At 43.2% G+C, this 24,643-nt stretch carries 26 protein-coding genes and 1 riboswitch; of the genes, 15 read left to right on the top strand and 11 right to left on the bottom strand.

Annotation, left to right across the window (positions count from 1 at the left end; all coding sequences use genetic code 11):
* Nucleotides 1-131: 131 nt before the first annotated feature.
* A riboswitch (cyclic di-AMP (ydaO/yuaA leader) is annotated at nt 132-274 on the bottom strand.
* A 282-nt stretch (nt 275-556) separates the two neighbouring features.
* From B5X77_RS09155 to B5X77_RS09145, 3 genes are all read right to left on the bottom strand, one after another.
* Nucleotides 557-2,386 carry a hypothetical protein gene (locus B5X77_RS09155; RefSeq protein ID WP_139378326.1) on the bottom strand — a complete coding sequence of 610 codons (1,830 nt, stop codon included), beginning with the start codon at nt 2,384-2,386 and terminating at the stop codon, nt 557-559.
* Nucleotides 2,387-2,576: 190 nt separating this feature from the next.
* Complete coding sequence (locus B5X77_RS09150; protein ID WP_079507290.1) at nt 2,577-4,541, bottom strand: hypothetical protein; 1,965 nt, start codon at nt 4,539-4,541, stop codon at nt 2,577-2,579.
* Nucleotides 4,542-4,556: 15 nt separating this feature from the next.
* Complete coding sequence (locus B5X77_RS09145) at nt 4,557-5,786, bottom strand: ATP-grasp domain-containing protein (RefSeq protein WP_079507288.1); 1,230 nt, start codon at nt 5,784-5,786, stop codon at nt 4,557-4,559.
* A 175-nt stretch (nt 5,787-5,961) separates the two neighbouring features.
* Between B5X77_RS09145 and B5X77_RS09140 the strand changes: the two genes are divergently transcribed.
* Both B5X77_RS09140 and B5X77_RS09135 read left to right on the top strand, forming a co-directional pair.
* Nucleotides 5,962-6,531 (top strand): GNAT family N-acetyltransferase, encoded by a 570-nt coding sequence (locus B5X77_RS09140; RefSeq protein WP_079507286.1) that lies wholly within the window; start codon nt 5,962-5,964, stop codon nt 6,529-6,531.
* A 44-nt stretch (nt 6,532-6,575) separates the two neighbouring features.
* Nucleotides 6,576-7,472 (top strand): diacylglycerol/lipid kinase family protein, encoded by an 897-nt coding sequence (locus B5X77_RS09135; protein WP_079507284.1) that lies wholly within the window; start codon nt 6,576-6,578, stop codon nt 7,470-7,472.
* 33 nt (nt 7,473-7,505) lie between these two features.
* Here the strand turns inward: B5X77_RS09135 and B5X77_RS09130 are convergent, their stop codons facing one another.
* The 7 genes from B5X77_RS09130 to B5X77_RS23680 all read right to left on the bottom strand — a co-directional run bounded on the left by B5X77_RS09130 (nt 7,506) and on the right by B5X77_RS23680 (nt 13,811).
* Nucleotides 7,506-9,341 (bottom strand): M6 family metalloprotease domain-containing protein, encoded by a 1,836-nt coding sequence (locus B5X77_RS09130; RefSeq protein ID WP_257391761.1) that lies wholly within the window; start codon nt 9,339-9,341, stop codon nt 7,506-7,508.
* Nucleotides 9,342-9,848: 507 nt separating this feature from the next.
* A complete protein-coding gene (locus B5X77_RS09125; protein ID WP_079507280.1) occupies nt 9,849-10,625 on the bottom strand; it encodes a sulfite exporter TauE/SafE family protein in 777 nt (258 codons plus the stop codon).
* Between the two features lie 91 nt (nt 10,626-10,716).
* The gene (locus B5X77_RS09120) at nt 10,717-10,944 is read right to left on the bottom strand and encodes a sulfurtransferase TusA family protein (RefSeq protein ID WP_023626705.1); all 228 of its coding nucleotides are present in this window, start codon (nt 10,942-10,944) and stop codon (nt 10,717-10,719) included.
* 59 nt (nt 10,945-11,003) lie between these two features.
* Nucleotides 11,004-12,125 carry an MBL fold metallo-hydrolase gene (locus B5X77_RS09115; protein WP_079507278.1) on the bottom strand — a complete coding sequence of 374 codons (1,122 nt, stop codon included), beginning with the start codon at nt 12,123-12,125 and terminating at the stop codon, nt 11,004-11,006.
* 42 nt (nt 12,126-12,167) lie between these two features.
* A complete protein-coding gene (locus B5X77_RS09110; protein ID WP_079507276.1) occupies nt 12,168-12,746 on the bottom strand; it encodes a sulfurtransferase TusA family protein in 579 nt (192 codons plus the stop codon).
* Between the two features lie 27 nt (nt 12,747-12,773).
* Entirely contained in the window at nt 12,774-13,253 is a 480-nt protein-coding gene (locus B5X77_RS09105) for a DsrE/DsrF/DrsH-like family protein (protein ID WP_079507274.1), read from the bottom strand.
* Nucleotides 13,254-13,676: 423 nt separating this feature from the next.
* Nucleotides 13,677-13,811, bottom strand: a complete 135-nt coding sequence (locus B5X77_RS23680; protein WP_257391760.1) for a hypothetical protein — start codon at nt 13,809-13,811, stop codon at nt 13,677-13,679.
* 146 nt (nt 13,812-13,957) lie between these two features.
* On the opposite strand from B5X77_RS23680, the gene B5X77_RS23675 reads away from it, so the two are divergent.
* From B5X77_RS23675 to B5X77_RS09080, 6 genes are all read left to right on the top strand, one after another.
* Nucleotides 13,958-14,080: a hypothetical protein gene (locus B5X77_RS23675; protein ID WP_257391759.1), complete on the top strand. Its 123-nt coding sequence runs from the start codon at nt 13,958-13,960 to the stop codon at nt 14,078-14,080.
* Between the two features lie 210 nt (nt 14,081-14,290).
* Nucleotides 14,291-15,664 (top strand): cbb3-type cytochrome c oxidase subunit I, encoded by a 1,374-nt coding sequence (locus B5X77_RS09100; protein ID WP_079507272.1) that lies wholly within the window; start codon nt 14,291-14,293, stop codon nt 15,662-15,664.
* A 15-nt stretch (nt 15,665-15,679) separates the two neighbouring features.
* On the top strand, nt 15,680-16,222 hold the full coding sequence (locus tag B5X77_RS09095; RefSeq protein ID WP_079507270.1) for a cbb3-type cytochrome c oxidase subunit II: 543 nt from the start codon (nt 15,680-15,682) through the stop codon (nt 16,220-16,222).
* 83 nt (nt 16,223-16,305) lie between these two features.
* Complete coding sequence (locus tag B5X77_RS09090) at nt 16,306-16,701, top strand: c-type cytochrome (protein ID WP_176167276.1); 396 nt, start codon at nt 16,306-16,308, stop codon at nt 16,699-16,701.
* Nucleotides 16,702-16,717: 16 nt separating this feature from the next.
* Entirely contained in the window at nt 16,718-17,329 is a 612-nt protein-coding gene (locus B5X77_RS09085) for a 4Fe-4S binding protein (RefSeq protein ID WP_079507266.1), read from the top strand.
* A 27-nt stretch (nt 17,330-17,356) separates the two neighbouring features.
* Nucleotides 17,357-18,937: a beta-propeller fold lactonase family protein gene (locus B5X77_RS09080; protein ID WP_079507264.1), complete on the top strand. Its 1,581-nt coding sequence runs from the start codon at nt 17,357-17,359 to the stop codon at nt 18,935-18,937.
* 21 nt (nt 18,938-18,958) lie between these two features.
* Here B5X77_RS09080 and B5X77_RS09075 read toward each other — a convergent pair whose 3' ends face one another.
* The gene (locus B5X77_RS09075; protein WP_079507262.1) at nt 18,959-19,861 is read right to left on the bottom strand and encodes a LysR family transcriptional regulator; all 903 of its coding nucleotides are present in this window, start codon (nt 19,859-19,861) and stop codon (nt 18,959-18,961) included.
* Nucleotides 19,862-19,902: 41 nt separating this feature from the next.
* Here B5X77_RS09075 and B5X77_RS09070 point away from each other — a divergent pair, with 41 nt between their 5' ends.
* The 7 genes from B5X77_RS09070 to B5X77_RS09040 all read left to right on the top strand — a co-directional run bounded on the left by B5X77_RS09070 (nt 19,903) and on the right by B5X77_RS09040 (nt 24,556).
* On the top strand, nt 19,903-20,088 hold the full coding sequence (locus tag B5X77_RS09070; protein WP_079507260.1) for a hypothetical protein: 186 nt from the start codon (nt 19,903-19,905) through the stop codon (nt 20,086-20,088).
* Between the two features lie 285 nt (nt 20,089-20,373).
* Nucleotides 20,374-21,087 (top strand): cytochrome c biogenesis CcdA family protein, encoded by a 714-nt coding sequence (locus B5X77_RS09065; protein WP_079507258.1) that lies wholly within the window; start codon nt 20,374-20,376, stop codon nt 21,085-21,087.
* Between the two features lie 45 nt (nt 21,088-21,132).
* Nucleotides 21,133-21,828 carry a response regulator transcription factor gene (locus B5X77_RS09060; protein WP_257391758.1) on the top strand — a complete coding sequence of 232 codons (696 nt, stop codon included), beginning with the start codon at nt 21,133-21,135 and terminating at the stop codon, nt 21,826-21,828.
* Nucleotides 21,815-22,882 carry an ATP-binding protein gene (locus tag B5X77_RS09055; protein WP_139378324.1) on the top strand — a complete coding sequence of 356 codons (1,068 nt, stop codon included), beginning with the start codon at nt 21,815-21,817 and terminating at the stop codon, nt 22,880-22,882. Before B5X77_RS09060 ends, B5X77_RS09055 begins: the two co-directional genes overlap by 14 nt.
* A gap of 68 nt (nt 22,883-22,950) precedes the next feature.
* On the top strand, nt 22,951-23,364 hold the full coding sequence (locus B5X77_RS09050) for an OsmC family protein (RefSeq protein ID WP_079507256.1): 414 nt from the start codon (nt 22,951-22,953) through the stop codon (nt 23,362-23,364).
* Entirely contained in the window at nt 23,361-23,972 is a 612-nt protein-coding gene (locus B5X77_RS09045) for a hypothetical protein (protein ID WP_079507254.1), read from the top strand. Before B5X77_RS09050 ends, B5X77_RS09045 begins: the two co-directional genes overlap by 4 nt.
* Nucleotides 23,969-24,556, top strand: coding sequence for a peroxiredoxin family protein (locus B5X77_RS09040; protein WP_079507252.1), 588 nt, complete (start codon nt 23,969-23,971; stop codon nt 24,554-24,556). The genes B5X77_RS09045 and B5X77_RS09040 overlap by 4 nt, the downstream gene beginning before the upstream one ends.
* Nucleotides 24,557-24,643 lie beyond the last annotated feature (87 nt).

Raw genomic sequence — 24,643 nt, 5'->3', positions numbered from 1 at the left:
CTTAGCAGGGACTTTGTCTTTTAGGGATTATAAAAAGCCGGCCTTTTTAAAATCACGCAAAACAAAAAAGCCCCCAGAGGCTAAAAGATAGCAGCCTTGTGGACTTTTGGATAATCGTCACACAAGCTTCATCTTCCTCTTCTGCAACGCTTGCGGAGTTAGCTGTCGGATTAGGGCTCAGAATAGCCCCGCCTTTTTCAAGACTTCACCCCAAGTGGATTAAATCCACGCAGTTGGTTCCCCCGCTCCTTTTTGGATTCAGCGATTTAGAAATATGAAACTCATTGAATCAGACTCTTTTTCGTAAAACCTTAGCCAAAAAAGAGAGTATATTTTTTAAAACTGTAGTAATCATACTCCTCTGCCTTTCGAGTTGTAAAGCAGGAAAAGAACAGCAAAACAGCCCTTTTAACCCAATTTAAATGGATACTGCAGGAAAATCACTGTCTAGCTCACTGAAGCACAGTATTTCTTCGTTTTTTTAAAAGATCATGGCAACTACCTTTAGAAACCAAACCAAATGAAAAACCGGGACAGCATATGCTTCCCGGCCAGGTTATTGGTCTGCAGAGGATTGTTCAGGAAAATGAAAGGCATACAAGCATTTTATAAAATCATCAAATCTAAGTGATGCCTCGCCATGTCGTTCACCGTAATCCTTAACACTCGTCATGACGCCATTGTACCAGTGCTGATGGCTGTCATTATTAGGATTAAAAAAGTAAACCCTTAAATCCCCATCTTGTGTGGGTTCAATTCTTTGTATAAGAATGGCATGCGGGCCAAGAAGGTTGCCGTTCCTGTCGTACATCAGGATTCCTGCTGGCTGCGGCAAATATTTGTTTATACTTTCTGCCCCTGCAACATAAAAATATTGGAAAAGATTTGCAAATTCCTGTTCATTATACTTATTCCGTTCTGCAAAGCCTGGTAAAACACCTGCCATATGGAATTGGCCATTGACCCACTTGTGGGGATCGGAATCCCTGCCGGCAGCTCTTTTAAGCATCTCGCCATAAATAGCATCAAGGTGAGGAAGCATGACTGCTGACAGAGAGTCAATATGACCTACATCTTTTAGCTCGCAACGCACGAGATCTGATGAAGAAATTGCTTTCCCCTCAAATTGAATTTCGATTTCTCCGCTAGTCAATAATCTCCGGGCCATGCTGATCAATTTATAAGGATATTTCTGAGACAGGTAACTCAGAAGCCTTGTTGATTGGCATGTCGGATTAAATCCTTGTGCTGCTCCTAGCGGATGCCCCAAAATGCTGATCAGCCCTGTTAAAATTTGGTCTCTAAGCGTCAGGCGATTGCTGTTGTTTTCATTAAAGAGATTAACCATTGCTGATTGGTCACTGACTAATGCTTCAAGCTCTCTGACTACTTCAGCACTAAATACCTGCCGCTCAAACATATGATATAAACCATAAATACTCTGGCTTGCTTCTTTACCGGTGATTTCCTCTGTAATCTTGCGGATTAATGGAAAATTTCTTTTAAGAGCCGCTCTAGCAGCGGAGCTTTTACCGAAAAAGACCTCAAGAAGATATGGTTTTTCTTTAGAAATAAACTGGAGGAAAGTGTCATGATAAGATGATACCAGACCTGACTCCAGCATTGAATCCCTCAATTGTGAAGCCTCTGTTAATAGAACAAGATCACCTGCATTTTTTAATTCCTTAAGATAGTCCCCCTGCCTTCGGGCAAGTTCAGAGGGGAAAAAGAGAGAGCGCTGACATGCATGAAGGGTTGGGTGGCTGCTGACATTCCCATGCGCCAGATTGCACGCACTATTGGCCATGCTGATTATTTCGCGGACTATTATTGGCCTCTGAGCTACAAGATTGGTTATATCCTGTTCCAGTAAATCGAAAATTTTCGGAGAAAAACAGCATGAAGCCAGATATCTCATCAATGAACCCGCGCAGTCATCTTTATCTTTCCACCTTTTTTGACTCTTTTTCGTCTCTCCCAATGCCAGTATGTCGATATTCAGGGCCAGCAGGTTCTCAAGGTATCCTGTCGCCTCTGATGAAGTCATCTCAGGATTAATATATACCCCTCTTGCCAATGCCAGGATCCTCAAATTGCTCAGCGCTTCAGCTGCAGCCATGGTCCCTCCTGCCAGCAGTGTTCCCCTTGTAAGACTGGGATTCAATCCCTTTAAATCCTCCCAGACGGTACCAGTAAAAACTCCTGCGGGTTCAAAGACAGCTGCGTAGCTATACAGAAATTCCAACCCTTTTTTTTCACCCAGCAGCATTGCCGCCTCTTCCAGCACCGTCTCCCGAAAATGTATTTTTTGCTCTTCAGCACAGCCCCATAGCTGGTATAAAGCTCTGCGGAACGAGGAATCTGCAGTTTTCAATATATATCCCATATCTCCTACCCTTTCTGATCGAATCCTTCCCTTAATCATAATGGCCAAAAAAAGACTGAAATACTGGGTAAGTTGAAAAATAGACGTATACTTTATATTCTGCTTCGAGTAGATGAACCCTTTAAGACATAATAAAAAACCTGTTATCAGCATACTGCCGATAACAGGTAATTGTTCCATATTAAACTTTTTATATCCAGGCTGGGTAGGACTTGCCCCAGCTTTCCTTTGCCAGCGCTTCAACTTCACTTACAAGCGAGTCCTCTACCATATAGGTCTCTCCTTGTTCATAAGGATTATAATGGAATGCATACATACGTGCCAGGAACTCATGGAATGGAAGAGAGGATTCCCCTTCTAATTCTCCATTTCCCTGGACCGCAGGCGAAATGCCCTGCCCCCAATTTTGGCCGCTGTCATTATTAGGGTTATAGAAATAAACCCGGTACTCCCCTTGCTCATCCCTGGTGATTCGCTGAATGGAAACTGCATGCAGCCCCATTAGTTCCGCATTTACACTTGTAATGAAAATCCCCACTGGATTAGGATAGATCATTTCATATCCCTCATTGTAGTCTGGATGGTGGGTGGCATAAAAGAGCTTCACAAATGCCTGATAATTGGAAACTGCTCCTGTTATGGGATCGACTACATTGATGAACCCCCTTGGGATCCATTCTCCATAAAATTCAGGGTTCACCCATTTATGCCCATCTTCTCCCCTGAGAAGTGTTCTTTTCATCATTTCGTTATAGATTTTATCAAGATGCGGAACGAGTACGACGGAAACGGGATCCAGCTCCATGTCAATCTTGTCCGCTACACCGCCTTCAATCTGGCTCGAATGGATTGTCTCTCCCTCGAAGGTCATATCAATATCATTATCCCTTGCAGCTCTGGCAATATACTCTAACAGCTGGCCGATTCCATGCTGCGCCCAAAGGCTGATCGCCCTTGCAGACTGGCATGTAGGATTCAGGCCCTGTCCGATTCCAAGTGGCTGGCCAAGCACGCTGACTGTTCCGGCCACAAGAACTCCGTTCGGAGAAATGCCTCCTTGCTCAAATTCTTTCTTCATCAGGGCCCTCTTGACCTCATGATGGATTGGAAGCTCGAATAGCCGGCGAATTCCCGGCAGAATGGGCTCCTGTGTCAGGACGCCCCTGTCCAGCATTTTGGCAAGGCCATAAATTGATTGCCTTGTTTCCGGAAAAATCGACAGCTGAATCAAGTCATGAACCAACTGCTGGTTGGCATTGTAGCTGGCAACGCCAGTCTCAGACAAATCAAGCGCAAGCGGCACCAGTTCTGGATGCGCCCGGTTTATAAACCGAATGTAAACGGCATGATATGGGGAAACAAGACCAGTATCCTTCATTGAAGCCGCAAAAGCCTTTGCTTCAGTTTCCAGCTCTTCCTGATAGGCATCCTTCAGTCTGACCCGGTAATCTCTCTGGCTTTGATTTTCCCGGCTCAAAGGGCTTGGAGCCTGAAAAGCATTATGGTATTTTCTGATTGTTTCTTGTTCCTGGCCCTCAATTCCGGTTTCCATTAACTGTTCAGCCGACTCAATCATCTTAATGATCCTGTTGACCATGATCGGTCTTTGGACGGCCAGCCGCTCAATCTCTTCCACAAGATTATTGGCAATCGCCTTAAAGCTTAATTCTTCGCCAAGAAAACGGAATAACCGCTGTGCCCTTTCAATATGTTCACCATGTTCAATCCTCGCCTCCTCGGTTTCAGGAGGAAAAAGAAGGTCCAGGTTCAGCGCCAGTACCTCATTCAAAAATTCCCTCGCTTCCTCCGCTGAAACCAGCTCATGCTGATAGTCACCTTTCGCAATCGAGAGCATCCTCATTTCGCTAAGAAGTTCCACAATGGAGTTTACTCCCTTAACCTTCAGGGAACCACCAACAAAGGGAGGCTGCAATTTTTCAGGATTTTCCCAGGGACCGCTGTTAAAAACACCAGCCTGATCAAATAAAGAGGCCTTGTCATAGAGATGAGACAGTCCTTCGTCCGTTGAGGCCAGTTCTATTGCAAGCTGGAATACATTTGTCTGGTACATGCTTTTGGCGAAGGGTCTTGCCTGGTCAAGAGTGTCGAGCGCCTGGTTGAATCTGTCTTTTATAATAGTCATATCATTGCTCATCGCTGCTCTTCTCCCTTATAAATAAAAATCGTAATTCTCGTATTCTTTCAAAAGCTCTCTCATCTTTGTGCTGTCATCGCCAAAGAAAAAGATCGTTCCGTAATGGTTTCCGAACCCTACCCGCTCAGCCACCTTTGAAGTAACAGGGATGAACATATCATGTCTTTCGAAGTATGGATTTTCCTTCAATTCAGTTGGGACATTCAGCTTTTCAATCAGCTGTACACGGGGATAGACCATGAGGCTTCCCGCAAACCCTTTTGCAGATACAACTTCTTCAGGGAAAAAGGCTTCGAGCTCCTCTTCGGTTGTCAGTGGATCACTGCAGAGAATTTGCGCCTGAAAAGCACTGAAGCCATAAGCCCTTTCAATCAGTTCGAAAATATGCCCTCCCGGAACCCTGGCAGCCACTTCGCCAAAATTGATTTTTCCGTCCGGGGAAATGAAAAATTCCGGGTGGATGACGCCGTATTTTATTTCGAAGGACTCTACCAGTTTCTCAATCTCTGCCCTGATTTGCGGTCTCCATTCCTCTAGAGAAGGAGAGGCTGGCACAAAATTCGAATGGCCTAGCTGTACATATTCCGTGATATTCAGAAAGCGAATTTTTCCATTATGGATAAAAACTTCACAAGAGAATTCCTGGCCATCAAGATGGCTTTCCATCAGACATGGAAACTCAGAGTCATCCATCATCTCAATCTCTTTTGCTTCCCTGATCATCCTGTGCCCGACTGTACCCGCTTTATTAAGCGGCTTTACATGAATAGGGTCATTCGGATCGCCATCCAGCTTAATCAATGCCTCATTAACCCGCTTCAGGAATCTGTATACATCCTGCTTGTCATATGCCTCTTCAAAAACTCCGACTCTCATACCTGCAATTTGTGCTTTACGTTTCATCAGCCCTTTGTCCCGAAGCAGAAGTGAACGATTAAAGATTCTAGGGTCTCCTGTAAATCTTGCATTTAGCGCCCCGGCCCATTCGACCGTTTCTTCATAAATCGGGACAGCGAGCCTAGTGTTGAGCATCCTGAGCTTTTCATAAAGCTCGGTCGATTTTTCATTTAAACGGTCGAATTCCCAGCCAATAAATTGAATTTCATGCTTATCCGCAAACTCCTGGAAATCAGGCGGACCTACTACGACGAATGGACGGCCAAGCTTATCCATAGCTTCGATCGCAGGAAGACTCCATCCCAATATGGCTGTTAGCTGTTCTTTTTTATTTTCTGTATTCTCCATTAAAAGCTCCCCGCTTCCACTAAAAAAAGTAGTATAACGACTTATATATTTCCAAAATAGTAATTTTTCAAACTACTATTTTCAAAAAAATGGTTTAATATTCTTGTTTTTCAGGTATGTAATTATAGTTTCCATCAAGATGGTAAATCCAAATTACTATAAAGGAGCACCAAACGTGATTAAAGACTGGCATGAAAAGCTGTTGGAATACTTCCCGGCCCGTGAAATGAAATCAAAAAAACATTTTGAATCCCTTTTTACCGAAAAGGAAAAAGTATATAAAAAAGAAGAAGGACCGGAATATGTCCTTGTTTACCTTGAACAGCAGGATTTTATTTTTATTGATTATATTTTGGTAAGCGGCAGCAGAAGAAGCAGGGGTACAGGTTCCAGGCTTTTGGACAGACTTAAACAAAAGAATAAAGCCATCATTCTCGAAGTCGAGCCGGAAAATGCCAGCGATCCCGATTCTTTAAAGCGGATCGATTTTTACCAGCGAAATGGATTCAAGGAAATGGGTTCTATTCAGTATGAAAGAATCCATGCTGTCACTGGGGAACTGAATAAAATGGATATTTATAGCTGGGCTCCATCGCCAAGAACCGACGAATGGGTATTCGAACGGATGAAATACGTTTACCAGGAAATCCATGCTTTTAACTCGAAAAAGTTATATGGCAAGAATCCTCAGCCTGCTGATGACGTATTGCAGCTGAGGAAGAAAAGCTTCAGCAAGGCTAAATGAATTTTGGCCTCAGTAACGCGGAAGCCAGCAACGGAGGTAAGAACATGAAAAAGGCTATGATTATCGTCAATCCATCGTCTGGAAAAGAAAAAGCGAAGGACTATGTGGAGAAAATACAAGAAACCCTGCAAGAAGCTTTTCACATGATTGATGTAAAAGAAACGGAGAAAGAAGGCGATGCTGCCGCGTTTGCCACCGAAGCCTGTGTGGCTTTATATGATGCAGTAATTGCAATGGGCGGTGACGGGACGATCAATGAAGCCATCAACGGTCTTGCCGAACAGGCACATCGTCCCGTTCTTGGTATCATCCCGCTCGGCACCATCAATGATTTTGCCAGGGCGCTCAATATTCCGCTCGAGCCATATCAGGCGATTGCCACTTTGAAAGAACAATATCTTCGTCCTGTAGATATCGGGAAGGTCAATGAGTATTATTTTGCCAATGTTTTAGCTGTTGGCGCGATAGCGGAAGCCTCTTATAATGTCAGCCCGGAACAAAAAACCAGACTCGGATCACTGGCTTATTTTATGGAAGGAGCAAAATCCTTCCTGAGTGGGGAAGCTATTGAGATCTGTGTTGAACATGACGGCGGGAAATGGGAAGGCCAGACTTTCCTTTTGCTTGCAGCCCTCACTAATTCCGTTGGCGGTTTCGAGGCCCTTGCACCTGAAGCGAATGTGAATGACGGCAAAATGCACACTTTCATCATAAAAAAGATGTCTGTCCCAAAAATCGCCACACTCATTCCTTCACTTTTGAGGGGGGAATTGGAAGATAGCAAGGATGTGGAATATTTCCGGACTTCCTTTCTTAATGTTTCGTCCGACAAAGCACATGCGGTCAATATCGACGGTGAAGAAGGCGAACCGCTTCCATTCAGCGCAAAAGTCCTTCCAGGTCATCTGGATATTTATGTGCCGAGCAACAAAAAAACCTGAGCTGGAATATCTCCTGCTCAGGTTTTTTTAGCCTTATTTTACACTTGAATTAAAGTTATAGAAGAATTTGGCTGAGATGGAACCATCTTTGTTTTCCTTGATATCAGTCACATGGATTCCGGAATCAGCAGGTGTATCACTTAAGCCTTTCCAGAAGTAGTAAGAACCAGTGTGTACATTTCCTGAAACAGGAGTGATCTTGCTGCCAGTCTTGAAGAAGTCACCAGCATCACCGCGGTTTAGGTTCTTCTCAAGGTCATACAAGCCATCTGCCTGAAGGACTGACAATCCGTAGTGAGTTACCACATCCCCATTGCTCGCAGTCTGTGACTGATTGTACTGGAAGCGCTTGTTCATCCAGTTTTCAACATTGTTCGGACGGAAGCCAGCTGTCTGGTACAGGTTGATGACATTTTCGTCAACATGCCATGCCACTAAACCATGAGCGTTTTCACCCTGACGGACCATACCTTTGTTGAAGCCATCCTGCTGCATATTTTCGAACAAGAAGTATTCAGTGCCATTAGAACCCGGCACTTCCATTTTCACGATACCGTTATCTGCTGTTGCTTTGTTTGCAGCAGGCAAGGTGATTTGCTTAACTTCACCTGGCTTGACTTCGATTGGATTAGCCCATCCAAGGAAAACCTTTGAGAATGGATCGAAGTGTGTCGGTGAGTTTCCGCCGTACTCCGCCTTATTCGGATAGCGCATCCATGATCCGCCTGCCATCATGGAATAGTTTCCTACTCCCTCTGATGAGTAAAGAGTGTCATAGAAATCAGGCAATCCTAGTGCATGTCCAAATTCGTGTGCATAAACGCCAGTCTGTACTGGGAATGGACCTGTCTTCGCTTCTTCTTTATAAGTGTTTGTCGCTGCGTCGAAACCAGCTACGTTACCGCCGATACCTGGCTGGATATTGTAGTTGTTAACGACTACTCCATCGTATGTCATGTCTTCTTTGACTGTCCTGTCAATCCATGCGCCCTGGCTGATTCCTTCATACTGAGGTGCAGTCTTGCCAGTTTCATAGTATTTTCCATAGTAAAGTGCACTTAACAGGCTCCATTTATGAGACCAGAATTGTGCCGGGTCACGGCTGTATTCCGCTCCAGTTCCTTCGTGGACGACGAATACGTTTGGAACCTCTCCATTCTCATCTGCATACTTAGAGAAATCCACTTGACCATCCGCTGCTTTTAACAGGTCACGGATGAATTCGCCAGTATGTGCGTCTCCATTTACGTTACCAAGCTTGTACACTCCGCCTTCAGCGTATGTTCCTTCCTGGTCAAGATAGTAAGAGGCACCCTTTGGCAGCTCAACCCAAACAAATTCAGTGTTTTCTTTGCGGATAAGGTTTGTTTTTCCGTAACTTGATTCCTTATAAGCATTTTGCATCGTACGATCTTTTGGAACATCTGGGCCATCATACTTTTGGAATTGTGGCAGCTCGTAAGGATTATATTCGCTTCCAAAAATTAAATCTTCATAATAATGAGCTGGGACTTGACCCTTCATGTCGCCAACCGGCTCATCTCCATCCTTGTACTTAGCCAAAATAACCAGTACCGGGATATCACCAGTTGCTTCCTTGTAAGCTACATGCTTATCACCAGGCTCCTGGAATTTCGCTCCAGTCTGGGCAATTTTCTCTGCAGGATCGACCTTGGAAATATCGATTCCTAATTCCTTGGCTCTATCAACAAGCTCTGGCGCAGCACCTACATGGTGAGCAAGGCTTAGTTCATATTTACTTTGTGGTTTGACTGCGGAATCATTAGCATGGACTCCCGCAAATACTGCGCTGCCCGCTAAAGCAAGGGATAACGCCGAAGTGGAAAGGACTTTTAACAATTCATTCACTCCCTATTGGAATATTTCTATTTCCTAAATAATATAAAATATTCAGTATATTCTAAATAGGGAGAATTACTTATTTGCTAGTTTTATAGGTGAATCAAAAGACTTAATTTCATTATACTGCCATAATAAACCAATTTTCTGTAGAGTAATTACAACTGCCTTTGCTGCTTAGACATAACTTTTTAGACAACTTTGGTTGTTAGCAGTCTTAATAACGGGAGATTCTTGACAGCTTTCACTCTTTCATCATGAAGGCTGTCTTAATTACAGACGTTTCTTGACAGCTTTCGCCGCTCTGCCTTAAAAGCTGTCTTAATAGCAGAGATTTCTCGACAGCGCAGGCTTCTCCTCCTCAAAAGCTGTCTAAAGTCATTTCCCAATTTCCTCTCAAGGCCTAAAAACTTACTGACTTTAGAGTTTTCCGAAGTCTTTAACAAAACCAGTAACACACCATAAGGTATCAAAACACTAAAAAAGACTCCGCCGGAGCGAAGTCTTTTTCGTGTCTTAAAGGATATCCATCCAGATTTTGATTGCTGTACCGAGGATCAGTACTGCAAGGATGTATTGCAGAATCTTCGTGTTAACTTTTTTGCCTGCATTTGCACCAAGTGGTGAGGCAATCAGACTTGCTACTACCATGATCAACGCTGGCCAAAATTCTACCTGGCCGGTTGCTAGCTTACCGACAGTTGATCCGATTGAGGAAATGAAGGTAATCGCTAGTGATGTTGCTATTGTCATTCGAGTAGGAATCTTTAACACAACCAGCATGATTGGCACTAGCAGGAACGCACCGGCTGCACCAACGATACCTGCTCCCACACCAACGATGAACGCGAAGAATGCGGCCAGCCATTTATTGAATGTTACCTGATCAAGCGGGATATCATCGACGTTTTTCTTTGGGACGAACATCATGATGGCTGCAATCAATGCAAGGATACCGTAAATTAGATTGATGCCGCCCTCAGACATGAAGCGTGAACCATAACTTCCGATCAAGGAACCGACTAGGATTGCGGATCCCATATAAATGATCAATGTCTTGTTCAGGTAGCCGCCTTTGCGGTATGCCCAGACACCGCCAATGGTTGCAAAGAAAACCTGGACAGCACTGATTCCCGAAACCTCGTGCGCACTGAATGCAGCAATGCCGAACAATGGCGGAATGTATAATAACATTGGGTATTTAATGATTGAACCGCCGATTCCAACCATCCCGGATATATAAGAGCCGATAAAACCAATAAGAAAGATGACAATAAGATACGTGAAATCCATCGGGCTTCCTCCTTTTTATAAAAACTACTTACATGGACAGCCGTCTTAAAAAAGCCAAAAGAAAAGGGAGACAAGCTCCCCTTTCGTTCAATTAGGCCTTCTTCATCCAGAATTTGAACACACCGTTTTCCTCTTCATGCTTCAGCAGTTCGTTTCCAGTTGACTGTGCCCAGGCTGCCAGATCCTTTACAGCGCCTTTATCAGTTGTATGAATTTCCAGAACTTCTCCAGATTGAAGGTCTGTGATTGCCTTCTTAGTTTTTACGATTGGCATTGGACAAGCTAGTCCTTTTGCGTCTAATACTTTTGCTACGTTCATGTTAAAATCCTCCTTGGTTGTTTATAAATTATTTTTTCGATTACCGTCCCTGGACAGAATTATCTTACTGCACAGCGGTTTGGTCCGATTTCCATTTCTCTTTGCTTTTCATCATCCGGACTGATTTTGCCCATGTTTGTTTCACGGATTTCCTGATAGGCGTTTGGCTGTGGAGGCAGGTTCTCAGTAACGAGCTTCCTGAACTCTGCTTCGTCTTCGATATTCAAGCCATGGTTCTTTGCGAACAACGTGCCTAATTTTTCAGATACGCTTCCATCTTCGTTCAGTTCTTCGATAATCATGAAGTGCGCTGGCAGAACCACCAGGTCATCTGAAAGCTGCTTGTAACGTGTGTACAGCGAGTTTCTAAGGTCCGTTACCCAGTCTTCTGCTTTACCAGCAAGGTCTGGGCGTCCAATTGAATCGATGAATAGTATATCCCCAGACAGAAGATATTTTTCATCTACTACAAATGAAGTCGATCCGATTGTATGGCCTGGTGTGTAAAGCGCATTGATATCGATGTTTGTTTCACCGATTTTTACATTGTTGCCATCTTCCAGAGGCTGGTAGTTAAATGTTACTTCATCAGCATCTTTTGGAGGCAGCCAGTATGTTGCACCTGTTGCTTCAGCAATTTTTCTGCCGCCGGAAATGTGGTCTGCGTGCAAGTGTGTATCGAATACATGCTTGATTTCCACGCCAAGTTCTTTAGCAAAATCAAGGTATACATCAGTCATTCTAGTCGCGTCGATTAGAGCAGCCTCACCGTTAGAAACGACTGCGTAAGACAGGCATCCTTTTCCGATGCGGACGAACTGGTACATTGATCCGCCATCCTTTAAATCGCCAACCTTGACTGGCTCAAGGTGTTCACTCCACGCTTTCATACCGCCTTGAAGATAAGACACTTCTCGTCCTGCTTCCTCAAGCATTTCAGCGACCATCACAGAAGAACCTTCTTTAGCACAAACTACAAGGACTTCTTTATCTGCAGGTACTTGGTCAAGGATTTCTTCTACCCCGTCAAGAAGATCGAAGTAAGGGATGTTCAAATAATCAAAGTTCTCGCCTTCGATTTTCCAATCATTGAAGTCGCTCTCGTTACGGACATCAAGAATGAAAAGTGCTTCTTTATTGAAAACTTTTTTAGTAACTTCTTTAGACGTCATAGGTCTCATAATCCACTTTACCTCCTAAGGTATTCATTTTGTCAAAAAAATTTATTTTACTTTAGACTCAGTTGGTCCATTCCATACAGACATTCCTGGCACAACATTCCATACCTTTTCAAAACCTTGGCTAGCAAGTGTCTGTGATGCCATATCACTTCTATTGCCGGTGCGGCAAACAACAAGGATTGTTTTGGACTTATCAAGTTCCGCCACGCGATTTTCCAGATCACCGAAAGGAATGGAAATCGCATTTGGAATATGTCCAAAAGCATATTCAGCCGGCTCTCTAACATCAAGGACAACAACATCCTCATTTGCTTCAAGCTTTTTGACAACATCTTCGTTTGAGACTATGTTTTGATATTTTGTTTCTTCTTGTTCTTCACCTGATCCGCCCTTGCGGATATAGTGCTTAAGGACATCGCCTTCTTCAATTGTTCCTAGATATTGGTTTCCTGAGCTTTTAGACCAAGCCTGGATATCCGCCCTAGAACCTTTATCCGTTGCGAGCACCTCTAAAACCTCGCCTGGATTTAAATTGTTGATTGCTTTCTTCGTCCTGACAATCGGCATTGGGCATGCAAGCCCTTTTGCGTCGACTGTGAAATTTGTTTTTACAGATTCCATTTGTAGACCTCCAATTTAAAGTATCTATTAGATGAACAGGTTAACGTTCCCGTCTTCTGCATCAGCAAGGTAAGCGGCTACTCCAGCAAACTCTACGCCCTCCATGATTTCTTCTTGCGTAAGACCAAATAAGTCTACTGTCATTTGACATGCAACAAGCTTAACATCCTGTTCTTTAGCCATTTCAATCAAATCAGGAAGCGGCATTACATTATGCTTCTTCATTACATCCTTGATCATTTTTGGCCCAAAGCCTGCATAGTTCATTTTTGATAATCCAAGTTTGTTCGCGCCTCTTGGCATCATCTTGGCAAACATTTTTTCAATGAAGCCTTTGTCAGCCTGAATTGGCTCATCTTTTCTTAAAGCATTCAATCCCCAGAATGTGTGGAAGATTGTCACTTCATGATCATAAGCAGCTGCTCCGTTTGCAATGATGTAAGCGGCCATGACCTTGTCATAATCCCCACTGAATAAAATGATTGTCGTTTTTTTCTGTTCTGCCATTATCTAACTCCCTTTCTTAAATTACGGTAAAGGGTATAATTTATTTTAAAAAAATATAATTTTGTTTTCTAACGTGATTACGTTGTTAATACCTCACAGGGTATATAATATAAAATATCCATCTCGATGTCAACAGTATTTATGAATTTTATGTGACTTTTTTATTTGTGTATTGTTTAAGCTCATAAAACAGATATTCTGATGGCAGAGCAACTTACTGCTACTTACCCAACCCTTAAAGCTATATTAAAAAAAAAATAAAGTGACTGCTTGAATATACATACTTTTATTTAATAGAAGAAAAGATAGAAGAAGAACAGAGAATTCAATAGAAGAAGTTATAGTGGAATCAAAAAGAAAAAGGCCTGATGCGATGAACCCTTATAATTTAGCAGATTGTAAAGATTGTGATCATCAGGCTTATTAATCTTCATCGAGCATTCTATATTTAATACTTTCATCATAAAGCCCGTTTTTTCTGCTCCAGGCCCAGATGATCCCTGCTGAAGCGGTGAATGCAATCATAACAAATAGTAAAATCCATGCTCCCGGTGCCATTTCTACACCTCCTTTTTTCCTTCATTCATTACTATCGAATTACTCTAACAGAAATTCCGGAAACCGTCCAGAGTATATTAAAGGGGGGTTGTAAAAAAAAATCGTTCGGATTACAATGTGTTCAAAATAATTCGGGAGGTACACAAATGGAACATCAATCCCTGGGATTTTACTTCGATTTCCTCTATTACATCGGAGTGCCTATCCTGATAATCTTCATCCTGGATACTTTGCGCAAAAAGCATAATAAAAAAGAAGAACAAAATTAAACTTCCACCAACAGAGCGAATCATCTTCGCTCTGTTTTTTTTTGCCAAAACTCGATTTTCACCAGTTAGAGAGCATGTATAAAACAATTGGATAACACTATAAAAAACTCGAATAACTTTATTTCTCCTCCGGATGTATCATGTAACATAGCAGATTGTGAAGAAATTGTGAAATATTTGTGGTTATTTTATGAACAGGGGAGTGTCAAAATGTTTACAGACGAAAAATGGAGTTCTTCAAAGAATTGGTTCATCGCTGCTGTCTTCTGGATCATTATCGGCATGAGCATGGGACTTCTTACTGCAACAAAACAAATTTGGCCAGAATTGTTGAACAATCGCTGGACAACTTACGGGCACGTTCGCTCTGCCCACGTAATGCTTGTCATTTACGCGTGGTTATCCATGGCGTATGTAGGATCAATGTTTTACATGATTCCTAAGCTCGCTAAAACCAAAGTTTATAGCGAAAAGTTAGGGAATTTCGCACTAGTATTTTATAATATAGTCATTTTGGAAGGTTTCTTCGCACTACTATTCGGCCAAACCGAGGTCATCGAGTATGGTGAATTTCCGCTCTGGGTTGATGTTCAGCTTCTTGTCGCAATCGGACTTGTAGCTTATAACCTGTTCAAGACGGTCGGCCAGAGAACAGAGAAAATGCTTTATGTCAGCCTCTGGTATTTCCTTGGATCATTGCTATGGCTGCCTTTGACCTGGATTGTCGGCAACTTCCCGGCACAATGGATTCCAAGCGGCGTACAGCAGGGGTTAATGGGGTGGTTCCTTGGACATAACGCAATCGGTCTTTGGATGACGACAGTCGGCGTCGGGCAAATATACTACCTGCTGCCAAAATTGACTGGCCGCCCGCTATACAGCCACCAGTTATCCATGATTGGTTTCTGGGCAATTGCTACTTTCTATGTATGGAACGGTCCTCACCACTTGATGAATGGGCCAATCCCTGGTTGGATCTCTAAGGCTGGAGTCATTCCTTCAATTGTCCTGTTGATTCCTGTTTGGGCCGTACTGGCAAATTTCTGGGGGACGATGAAAGGTTCATGGTCACAGACAAGGTCTAGCGTGCCGCTTCGTTTTACCATGGCGGGTACGATTTTCTATTTGTTCGCATGTCTTCAAGGACCTTTGCAAGCCCTTCCATCTGTAAGTTCAGTCATTAAGTTCACACACTGGACAGTCGGGCATGCACATATGGGACCCTTCGGCGCATTTTCTTTCACATCTTTCGCTGCCATCTACTATATTCTGCCTAAAATCGTTGGACGCGAAATGTTCAGCAAGAGAGCAATGGAGGCTCACTTCTGGTTCTCTACTGTCGGCTTCCTGGTATTCGCATTCTCACTATGGATTGCGGGTGTTGTTCAAGGATTCGCATGGATCGAAGGTGTTCCATTCCTGCAGACTGTATTGATGATGGAACCATACGTACAAGGCCGCGCAATTGGCGGAACCATGATGTATGTAGCCCAGTTCTTCCTTGCCTGGAATATGTATAAAACTATTAAACTTGCGAAACTTGAGAAAAAACAACAAGCACAGCATCAAGCTGCTACTGCTTAATGAGGAGGGAACACGTTGGAACGTAAACCATCAGCTGTATTAATTGTTGCATTGATTTTATGGACCTTCGGTGTAGCCGGAACGGTCATCCTTCCCCTCTTCGACCAGGAAATCAACTCTGCGACTGCGAGCGGCGAGCTCCGCAACTATCCAGAGGATTCTGCTGAAGCAAGAGGAAGAGATGTATATATCCAGAACGGCTGCCAGACGTGCCATACACAATTCGTAAGGGCATTGCCTGCAGATACCAACCAGAACCTTGGACCAGTATCACAGGGCGGCGACTACAAATATGATTTACCCCATCTTTTGGGTTCTAACCGCACAGGACCAGATTTAATGTGGGTTGGCCTGAAATACAATGAAGACTGGCAGCGCCAGCACTTGATCGATCCACAGTCGACAAGTCCTGGATCGATCATGCCATCCTTCGATTATCTGACCAATCAGGAACTGGATGACCTTGTAGCTTACTTGATGAGCCTCAAGCCAACAGAAGAAAGATTGGAAGAGTATAAGAATGAACAAAAAGAAGCAAAATCAATGGACCATAACTGAGATTGTCTTAATGCCCATTCCCTGACTCATGGCGAGTTAAGGGGATGGGTTCCTATCACACCATTAAAAGGCAGGTGGAAAACATGAAAAAAGAATATCAGCAGCATGACAGCAAAGAGGCAGACATTGTCTCGGGCATTGAGATTCAACACAATAAAGTGCCGAAGCTCCTTGTAGCTGTATTTTACGTTGTAGCGATTTGGGCGATCGGATATGCGATCTTCATGCCGGGAAAACTGGCGGTCGAACCTGCAGCGGCGCCACAGGACAATAAAGGAGAGCTGATCTTCGAGGGCACATGCCTGAACTGCCACGCTACTGGCGCAGCACCGGACCTTAGCGGGGTGACTGACAGGATGACAGAAGAAGATATTAAAAATGTTATTAAAAAAGGCCGCAATACAATGCCGGCTATCGGACACCTCTACACTGAAAAGGAAATCGACCTGGTCTACGAATACTTAAAGGACTACAGATAAGGAAAGGAGGATTCTCGTGGGCAAAACTATCTCAAGATGGGCATTTTTCATCATTATTTTCACGCTTCCATTCTGGAACGGTTTCCGGATGGATATAGACAACGAAAAGCTGTATTTGTTCGGTTTCGAATTATCCTATGAAGCCGGCTATTTATTCTTTGTTTTCTTATTCTTGTTCCTGATGGCTTTCCTGGCACTATCGATGATCGTGTACAGGGCGTTTTGCCAGTATGCATGCCCGCATAATACCTTCAGCATGCTTTTGAATAAGATTGAAGCAAAACTAGGAGAGAAAGGCAAGACTGTAACATTCCTGCTTGCCATGATTGTAAGCTTCTTCATGGCTTACGCAACAGTAAGTTACTTCTATAACCCCATTACGATCTGGGAATCGATCGTTAACTTTAAAATGAATAAATATTTCTTCCTTGTCACTTCCACTGCTGTTTTATATACAGCTTTATCCTACAAGGCAAGGAACTCATTCTGTAAGGTGTGCCCGTACGGACTGGCCCAGGGCATCTCACGTGTGGATGATAAGACTCAATGGTTAACACATCCAGGAGTATGGATTACGTGGGGTACAACAGCTGCCCTCGTATTAGTCCTGCTTGTTGGTTGGTTCTAAAGAATCCAAAGCGAGGTGAAATCATAAATGAAGAATATCCTGAAACTATCAGCTTTCGCACTTCTGTCAATTTCACTTACTGCCTGTTCTGAGGCAGCAGTAAAAGATACATCACTTGATAATAAAAACGTGAAGGAACTTCCTCCACTCCACGAAGACTATTCTTCTAACTGGTGGAAAGACCAGCCGAACGGAAATGCGGAAGACAATATGGATTGGGACGGCGAGGGCTGGATCCTTTCAGCTAACGAAGTTAGTAACGGGGTTGCCATCGCGGATATCAAAACCGGGAATCCTGTAAAATACATCCAAAGCTCAGGTACGCCACACCATATCCACCTTAATAAGGAACAAACATGGGCTTATGCCACACAGCGTTACGGAACGAGCGTCTTAGCCATCAATATGGAAACTTTAGAATCTCATGACATTGATTTTCCTGGCTTCGAAAAGCCTCCTGCACCACAGCATATGACCTTTTCTTTTGACGGGAAATACGCCTTCACTTCCTTGAATGGTGTAGAAGCCGTCGGCATGATTGACGCAAAAACAGCGAAGCTCATTAAGGTGTTCAAAAATGTCGGTAAAAAACCCAGGGATTTAAATGTGACTCCTGATGGCAAAAAACTCTTTGTCAGCCTGCAGGCAGAACCATTCATCACTGTTATCGATATTGATACCGGGGAAATGAGACACCTTGAACGTACAGAAACTGACTATGGCAAAGGGACGGGTTCCGGTCTTGACATGTCCAATGACGGAAAATATGTGGCAGTTGCCAACACTGCTGACGATGAAGTCGCGATTTATGACGCTAAAACAGAAAAGCTTTTAAAGAAATTTGGAGATATTCCTAAACCAGTTAACTTAAGCTTTATGGGCAATACGCATGATCTGGTTACAGGCAACCGTAATGATGGGTCGATTTCAATCATTGACACTGCAAAACTAAAGTTTATCAAGACAGTAAAAACCGGAGCGGGTACAAACATTGCTTACCTTGGTCCAGATGGATACTGGTATACTTCACAAAACGGCGCTGGCTTTTTGACAGTCCTTGATCCAAAGGATAATTACAAAATTGTCCGGAAGATCTGGGGAGTACAGAATATTCACTGGCTGTCATGGAGTCCCGACGGGAGCATGATGTTCGGATCTAACTGGGGCGATAAAACGCTCACTAAAATTGATTTAACAAAAAAGAAGGATTTCAGACAGACCATTCCTGTAGGGTTGAACCCAAACGGTATCGCACTTAAAACAAATGTTCCAAAAGAGCAGATTCTGGCTTATCAAAAAGGGAATGAAGAAGAAGCAAACAGGATTAAAAAAGCCTCTACCCTAGTTTTCCCAGAGCCAAAAGACGTTAATGAAGAAGCTTTCCTCGGAACATGCCTGCAGTGCCACGATATTGGCCGAATCATGAAAAATTCAAGCAAAGGCGCAGAACAGTGGACATCCGTAGTGGACCGTATGGCCGGTAATGGAGCAAAAATGACCGATGAACAAAGACAGCAGATCATCGATTATCTTGCATCTGATGCACACAAGGCCCTTAAGATCCAAACTGAGCTTGAACTGGAGATTGCTGAACAAAATAAAGAATAAAAGAAAAATCCTAATGTCTTTTTAACAGGAAGCATTAGGATTTTCATCTAAATTTCTTATAAAATTCCATCCTCTTTCATGGAGGCTGGACTTAAACTGTTTATCCTTCCTTAACAGATAGAATGGGCGGAAACGTGCCCTGTCTTTGAAAGGACTGACAATGAGCTGTCTGGATTGAACTTCAGGACAGATGGCCAGCTTTGAAAAAACAGCGACACCCAGCCCGTTTTTAACACCTTCCTTGATGAGTGTGTTGCTATTATACATCAGGATGGATTTTGGCTCGATGTTTAGGCCTTTCCATAAATCGAGCGTAGCCTGTCTCATAGCGCAGCCAGGTTCTCGGATCAGCCAGGTCATTTTCTCAAGCTTTTCAGGGTCCTGGTTTGCCGGATCCATCCTCAGCTGGGGTGCTACACCAAGAACGAGCAAGTCATCATAGAATTCATGGGAAATGAAATTATAACGGCCGGCTTGTCCCTCGACAAGAGCAAGGTCGATTTCCGACGCATAAAGCAAATCAGTGATCTGGATGGACGTTCCGATTGTGACCTGGATCTGGTGGCTGGCTATATCAGGATTCAACTTTATGAAGTCCTGGATCATTTTTGATATCAGGCATTCACCAATTGTATGGCTGCAGCCGACCTTGATTGTTTCATTTGAATCTCCCTCAGCGAGAAGGCTTTCAAGTTTATCACTTAACGCAAGAAGCTGCTGGCCATGCTCGTATAGGGTCTTACCGGCTTCTGACAGTCTTATTTTGCGATTGGCTCTTATAAACAGCTGTTTATTATAATAAGTCTCTAATTGGCTGATTTGATGGCTGACGGCAGGTTGGGAAAGGTTCAGCATCTTGCCTGCCTGGGAGAAGCTCTCATATTTTGCCGCAGCCATGAATGTTTTTAAGTGTTCCAGATTCATAATGATCGCACCCCTTTACTTAATAGATTGGAGGGAATAAATTGAAGAAATTAGATATTGCCGTGACGGTAATTGTATTATCAGTATTTATTTTTGGCTTAATGTACTTCACCAAGGAGGATTCCATTACCTATAGAGATGTAAAGTTTGAAATCGCTTCAATGGTTATCTTATTAACCGTGTCGCTGTTCACTTATTTCGGAATCAGAAGAAACCTGAATCATTAATTAGCATTATACCACACAGGGTTTATTTTATTGTTAAACCTTGATGATTTTAAAACCTGGGAAATCTCCTGGGTTTTATTTTTTTAAATGAAACAGTATACTAACAAGCGAATGGGATTATTAATGTTTTCCCGAAAAAAGAGCTATAAATTGAAAGTCACTCACGGTCATTATACAATATATTATAAAAAAATACCAATAGGGGTATAAAACATTATTTCTACCTTAATTATTCCTTAACAAAGAAATAACATTATAGATGATAGAAAAGGAGTGAACACGACAATGACTGATATTGGATTATTTTTTGCTTTTACCGCTGGGATTTTATCATTTTTCTCCCCATGCGTATTCCCTCTCCTCCCTGCTTACATAACCCATTTAACAGGAGGGAAAATTGAAGGTTCAAAGGTTGCAGTTGATCGGGCGACGCTTTTCACTCGTTCATTTGGATTCATAATTGGATTCAGCTTGATTTTTATTATCATGGGTGCCTCGGCATCGTTCCTGGGACAGGTTTTCGCTAATTACAGGACAATCGTCATGCAAATTGCCGGCTTGCTGATCATTGTTTTCGGCCTGCAGATGGCCGGACTGCTGAATATTAAATTTTTAATGATGGAGAAAAAAGTTCAATCGGAGACCAAACCAAAAGGCGCTTTCAGCTCCGTCTTCCTTGGAATGGCGTTTGCAAGCGGATGGTCACCATGTGTCGGGCTTGCTCTCTCCTCCATCCTTCTGCTGGCAAGTTCTTCTGATACTTTATATCAAGGAATGTACCTGCTGACTTCTTACTCACTTGGAATGGCCGTGCCTTTCCTGGTGATCTCTTTTGTTATTTCTTATTCACTAAAAGCGATCAAGAAGATCAACAAATACCTATCTAAGCTGGCATTGGTAAATGGTATGATTATGGTGGGCATGGGCTTCCTCGTACTGTCCGGCCAGATGCAGAAAATCAGTGCCTGGCTGTCAGCATACAGTTTGTTTCAGTTTTAAAATTTTCAGGAACTGCCTTAAGAGCTGAAGGGGTGATCTAATTTTGTGATTAAAGAACTGATTGGCAAAAGTGTGCTGGTAGTTGAAGATGATCCTAAAATAAGAAAACTCGTCAAAATTTATTTAACGAATGAAGGCTATGAGGTCCTCGAAGCTGATAATGGAATTGACGCCCAGGAGATGATCGAGAAATATGACCCATGCATCCTGTTACTTGATTTGATGCTTCCTGGAAAAAGCGGTGAAGAGATTTGCACATGGCTCCGCAATGACCTTGAAAGCATGATGCCGGTCATCATGCTTACGGCAAAGGCTTCTGAAAAGAGCCGGATTGAAGGTTTCAAGCTAGGTGCTGACGATTATGTAGTTAAACCTTTCAGCCCTGCTGAGCTGATGGTCCGGATCGAGGCAGTATTAAGACGGACTGCGAGCAGATGCGGCAAGCTGACTTTTACTGGCCTTACCCTTAAACCTGCAAAAGGCCAGGCGCTGATAGATGGGCAAGCTCTCGATTTGACTAATTTTGAATTCAGGCTTCTCCATATGTTCATGCAACATCCTGGACAGATCCTTTCACGCACACAGATACTCGACACCATTTACGAAAATAACGAAAAGGCAGTAACAGAGCGGACGATCGATGTCCATATCAAGAATCTTCGTGAAAAAATCAAAGAAAAAACGCCGAAGGATTATATTCAAACTGTAAGAGGAATGGGGTATAAATTTGCGGCGAATTAAAAGCATCGCAAACCTGTTACTGTCGAAGCTGGTAGCAGTCAACAGCCTCGTCATCCTGCTGGTCATCATGCTGGCAGGCATTTCTGTTAAAGACTATGCCTGCTTTCTCGTCAATCATGAAAAAGTGACCGGTCCTGAACTTGTAGATACGTTGAATGCATTCCTTATCAAGGTAAGCGTCATTGCTTTTATCGCAGCCGGGCTTTTGCACTATTTTTCAGTAAAAAGGATTGTTGACCCTGTTAAAGCGATGGCTGCTGCAGCGAATCAAGTAAAAGCAGGAAAAATTCCTGCCAGACTTGATGTAGACGCGAGCGGTGAACTGGGTGAACTCGTAACAAACTTTAATGCCATGACAGAGACACTTTCTGTTGTCCAAACAAGGCGTGAAGAAATGTTGAGAGATATCGCTCACGAACTAAGGACGCCGCTGACAAATATCAATGGCTATCTTGAGGCCCTTCACACAGGTGTTCTGAAGGGTGACCGGGAGCTTTTCGGATCGCTTCTTGATGAGTCCAGACGGATTACCAGGATCGTCGACCTGATTGCCGAGCTTGATGCGTGGAGCCAGGAGGCTCATTTTCCTGAGAGAAAGTTCGAGGAAATTGAGATAAAACAGATTTTGGACGCATCATTTGCAGCCTTCCAACTAAAGCTGACCAGCAGGTTCGAGTCGTTCAGCCAACAAACCGAACACGCTTTAGTCCTTGGAAATAGAGACGGCTTGAAGCAAGTCCTGTCCAACTTGCTGCAGAACATCATCGATTATGACACCGGCGGATACTTAACCATTAAGGGACAGCGTAATACGGAGGGGTACAGGATTACTTTTTCACATGAAGGAACATACATCGATCCGCAAAAAAAAGAGCTTATTTTCGAACGATTTTACCGGCTGGAAGAATCCCGAAGCACAAAAGCGGAAGGTGCCGGACTGGGGCTGGCCATTGCAAAAAGTATCATCGATGCGCATAAAGGTCAAATCGGCCTTGAAACAGATGGTTATCATCATTTATTCTGGATTAACATTCCAACCCGTTCCATTTCTTAATCAACCCTTAACAATACGAATACATACTGGTGAGTATATCTATTTATCGTAAAAAAGGAGCGATTATCGTGGAATTTACTTACTATAATGATAAGCTGATCGGCCAAATGGAATATGGATTTCTTCCAATATCACCGAACACCGAGATGGGCTACAGGCCTATGGAACTGTTCGTATCCTCATTGACTGGATGCAGTACCGCGGTGCTGGCAAATATTCTTGCCAAGAAGAGAATAGACTATAAAAGAATGGACGTAAAGGTTTCAGCAGTCAGGAATCCCGAAGAAGCAAACCGGATTGAACAACTGACATTCGCTGTGGATGTCCAGACTGACACATCGGATAAGGCCAATCAAGCTGAAAAGATTGCCGGCCTTGTCGTGAAAAATTGCGGCATGATCCAGTCTGTCATTAGGAACATTGACATCCAGTATCAGATCGAGTTCACGCCAGACCAGCCCAAAAAAGGTGATGTTGCTTGAATTATATAACGATTGGAAGATTCACGCTGCCTGCAGATTTGCTTGCCGCCTTTGCTGCCATTTTTATCGGGGCCCTCATCTACCGTTCCAGGGAAAAAAAGAGCATTGGTGATTGGTATTGGAACAGCTTTTTCCTCTACATAGCGATCTACAAGCTGAGCTATGCCGTATTTAATTTTAAGATGTTTCTTGACACACCCTTCTCGCTCCTTTATTTTAACGGCGGGACTGAAGGACAGATCCTTGCTTTCGCAGGAATTGCCATTTACTTGTTTATGATTTCTAAGAAAAAGGATAACATGGTTAATGGAAAAGAATTTCTGCCGGCCTATTTCCTTTTCTACCTGCTCTATTGGACTGGACTATTCGTATTTTCAGAGGACTATACCGCTGCATGTGTGCAGGCAATCCTATGGATAGCCTTTGCTGCGCTTTATTTTAAAAAAGTTTGGCTTACCATGGAATATGCGATATTATTCCTTATGCTTGAAGCACTAATCCTCAGTCTTTTTTCCGATTTGCTGACAGTGGAGAACATGCTGATCTTTGCACTCGGAATATTTTTAATAGTATTTCATCGTTTAAACAAGGAGGAATTACAACTTTGAATAAAAACCTTTTATCATTCGCGATTTTAGCACTGGCTGTCGTCATTCTGGTCGTGAATATCTGGAAACCCGGATCGACTGAGGGCGAAAAGGAAACAACCGCACCTGCAAAAGAGTCAGCTGAATCTACGGAAGATATTCCGGGGGCGAAGTTATCTTCATTGCGTGAAGGTGCAGAGGCACCGGATTTTGAACTGACGACCCTTGAAGGAGAGACAATCAAGCTGTCTGATTATCGAGGCAAAAAGGTCATCCTGAACTTCTGGGCTACATGGTGCCCTCCATGTAAAGCCGAAATGCCCCATATGCAAAAATTCTATGAAGAATATAACGAACAGGGTGTAGAAATCCTCGCTGTCAACCTGACGAGCATGGACAAAGGCGTAGAAGAAGTCCAAAAATTCGTCGAGGAATATGGTTTGACCTTTACGATTCCTATGGATGAAGCAGGAAACGCAGGAACAACCTATCAGGCATTTACCATCCCAACCAGCTACATCCTCGACGAAAACGGCGTGATTACGAAGAAGATTGTCGGACCAATGGATGAGAAAATGATGAAGGAACTAACCGGTATTAAATAAAGAAAAGTCACGGCAGAGGCTGTGACTTTTTATGTTTACCGTCGCGGTGCTGCTTTGCCATCGAAATGCCCATTAAAACCCTTCCTG

It is taken from the genome of Mesobacillus jeotgali (assembly GCF_900166585.1).
GTDB classification, from domain to species: Bacteria; Bacillota; Bacilli; order Bacillales; family Cytobacillaceae; genus Mesobacillus; species Mesobacillus jeotgali_A.
This window is presented reverse-complemented; position numbering and strand designations above follow the sequence as displayed.

What these genes read in the sequence shown, in the direction of transcription:
- B5X77_RS23680 (WP_257391760.1), bottom strand. Translation starts at nt 13,811, where the DNA reads ATGGCACCGGGAGCATGGATTTTACTATTTGTTATGATTGCATTCACC.
- B5X77_RS09080 (WP_079507264.1), top strand. Translation starts at nt 17,357, where the DNA reads ATGAAGAATATCCTGAAACTATCAGCTTTCGCACTTCTGTCAATTTCA.
- B5X77_RS09110 (WP_079507276.1), bottom strand. Translation starts at nt 12,746, where the DNA reads ATGGAATCTGTAAAAACAAATTTCACAGTCGACGCAAAAGGGCTTGCA.
- B5X77_RS09155 (WP_139378326.1), bottom strand. Translation starts at nt 2,386, where the DNA reads ATGGGATATATATTGAAAACTGCAGATTCCTCGTTCCGCAGAGCTTTA.
- B5X77_RS23675 (WP_257391759.1), top strand. Translation starts at nt 13,958, where the DNA reads ATGGAACATCAATCCCTGGGATTTTACTTCGATTTCCTCTATTACATC.
- B5X77_RS09100 (WP_079507272.1), top strand. Translation starts at nt 14,291, where the DNA reads ATGTTTACAGACGAAAAATGGAGTTCTTCAAAGAATTGGTTCATCGCT.
- B5X77_RS09105 (WP_079507274.1), bottom strand. Translation starts at nt 13,253, where the DNA reads ATGGCAGAACAGAAAAAAACGACAATCATTTTATTCAGTGGGGATTAT.
- B5X77_RS09145 (WP_079507288.1), bottom strand. Translation starts at nt 5,786, where the DNA reads ATGGAGAATACAGAAAATAAAAAAGAACAGCTAACAGCCATATTGGGA.
- B5X77_RS09075 (WP_079507262.1), bottom strand. Translation starts at nt 19,861, where the DNA reads ATGAATCTGGAACACTTAAAAACATTCATGGCTGCGGCAAAATATGAG.
- B5X77_RS09065 (WP_079507258.1), top strand. Translation starts at nt 20,374, where the DNA reads ATGACTGATATTGGATTATTTTTTGCTTTTACCGCTGGGATTTTATCA.
- B5X77_RS09120 (WP_023626705.1), bottom strand. Translation starts at nt 10,944, where the DNA reads ATGAACGTAGCAAAAGTATTAGACGCAAAAGGACTAGCTTGTCCAATG.
- B5X77_RS09135 (WP_079507284.1), top strand. Translation starts at nt 6,576, where the DNA reads ATGAAAAAGGCTATGATTATCGTCAATCCATCGTCTGGAAAAGAAAAA.
- B5X77_RS09115 (WP_079507278.1), bottom strand. Translation starts at nt 12,125, where the DNA reads ATGAGACCTATGACGTCTAAAGAAGTTACTAAAAAAGTTTTCAATAAA.
- B5X77_RS09125 (WP_079507280.1), bottom strand. Translation starts at nt 10,625, where the DNA reads ATGGATTTCACGTATCTTATTGTCATCTTTCTTATTGGTTTTATCGGC.
- B5X77_RS09150 (WP_079507290.1), bottom strand. Translation starts at nt 4,541, where the DNA reads ATGAGCAATGATATGACTATTATAAAAGACAGATTCAACCAGGCGCTC.
- B5X77_RS09090 (WP_176167276.1), top strand. Translation starts at nt 16,306, where the DNA reads ATGAAAAAAGAATATCAGCAGCATGACAGCAAAGAGGCAGACATTGTC.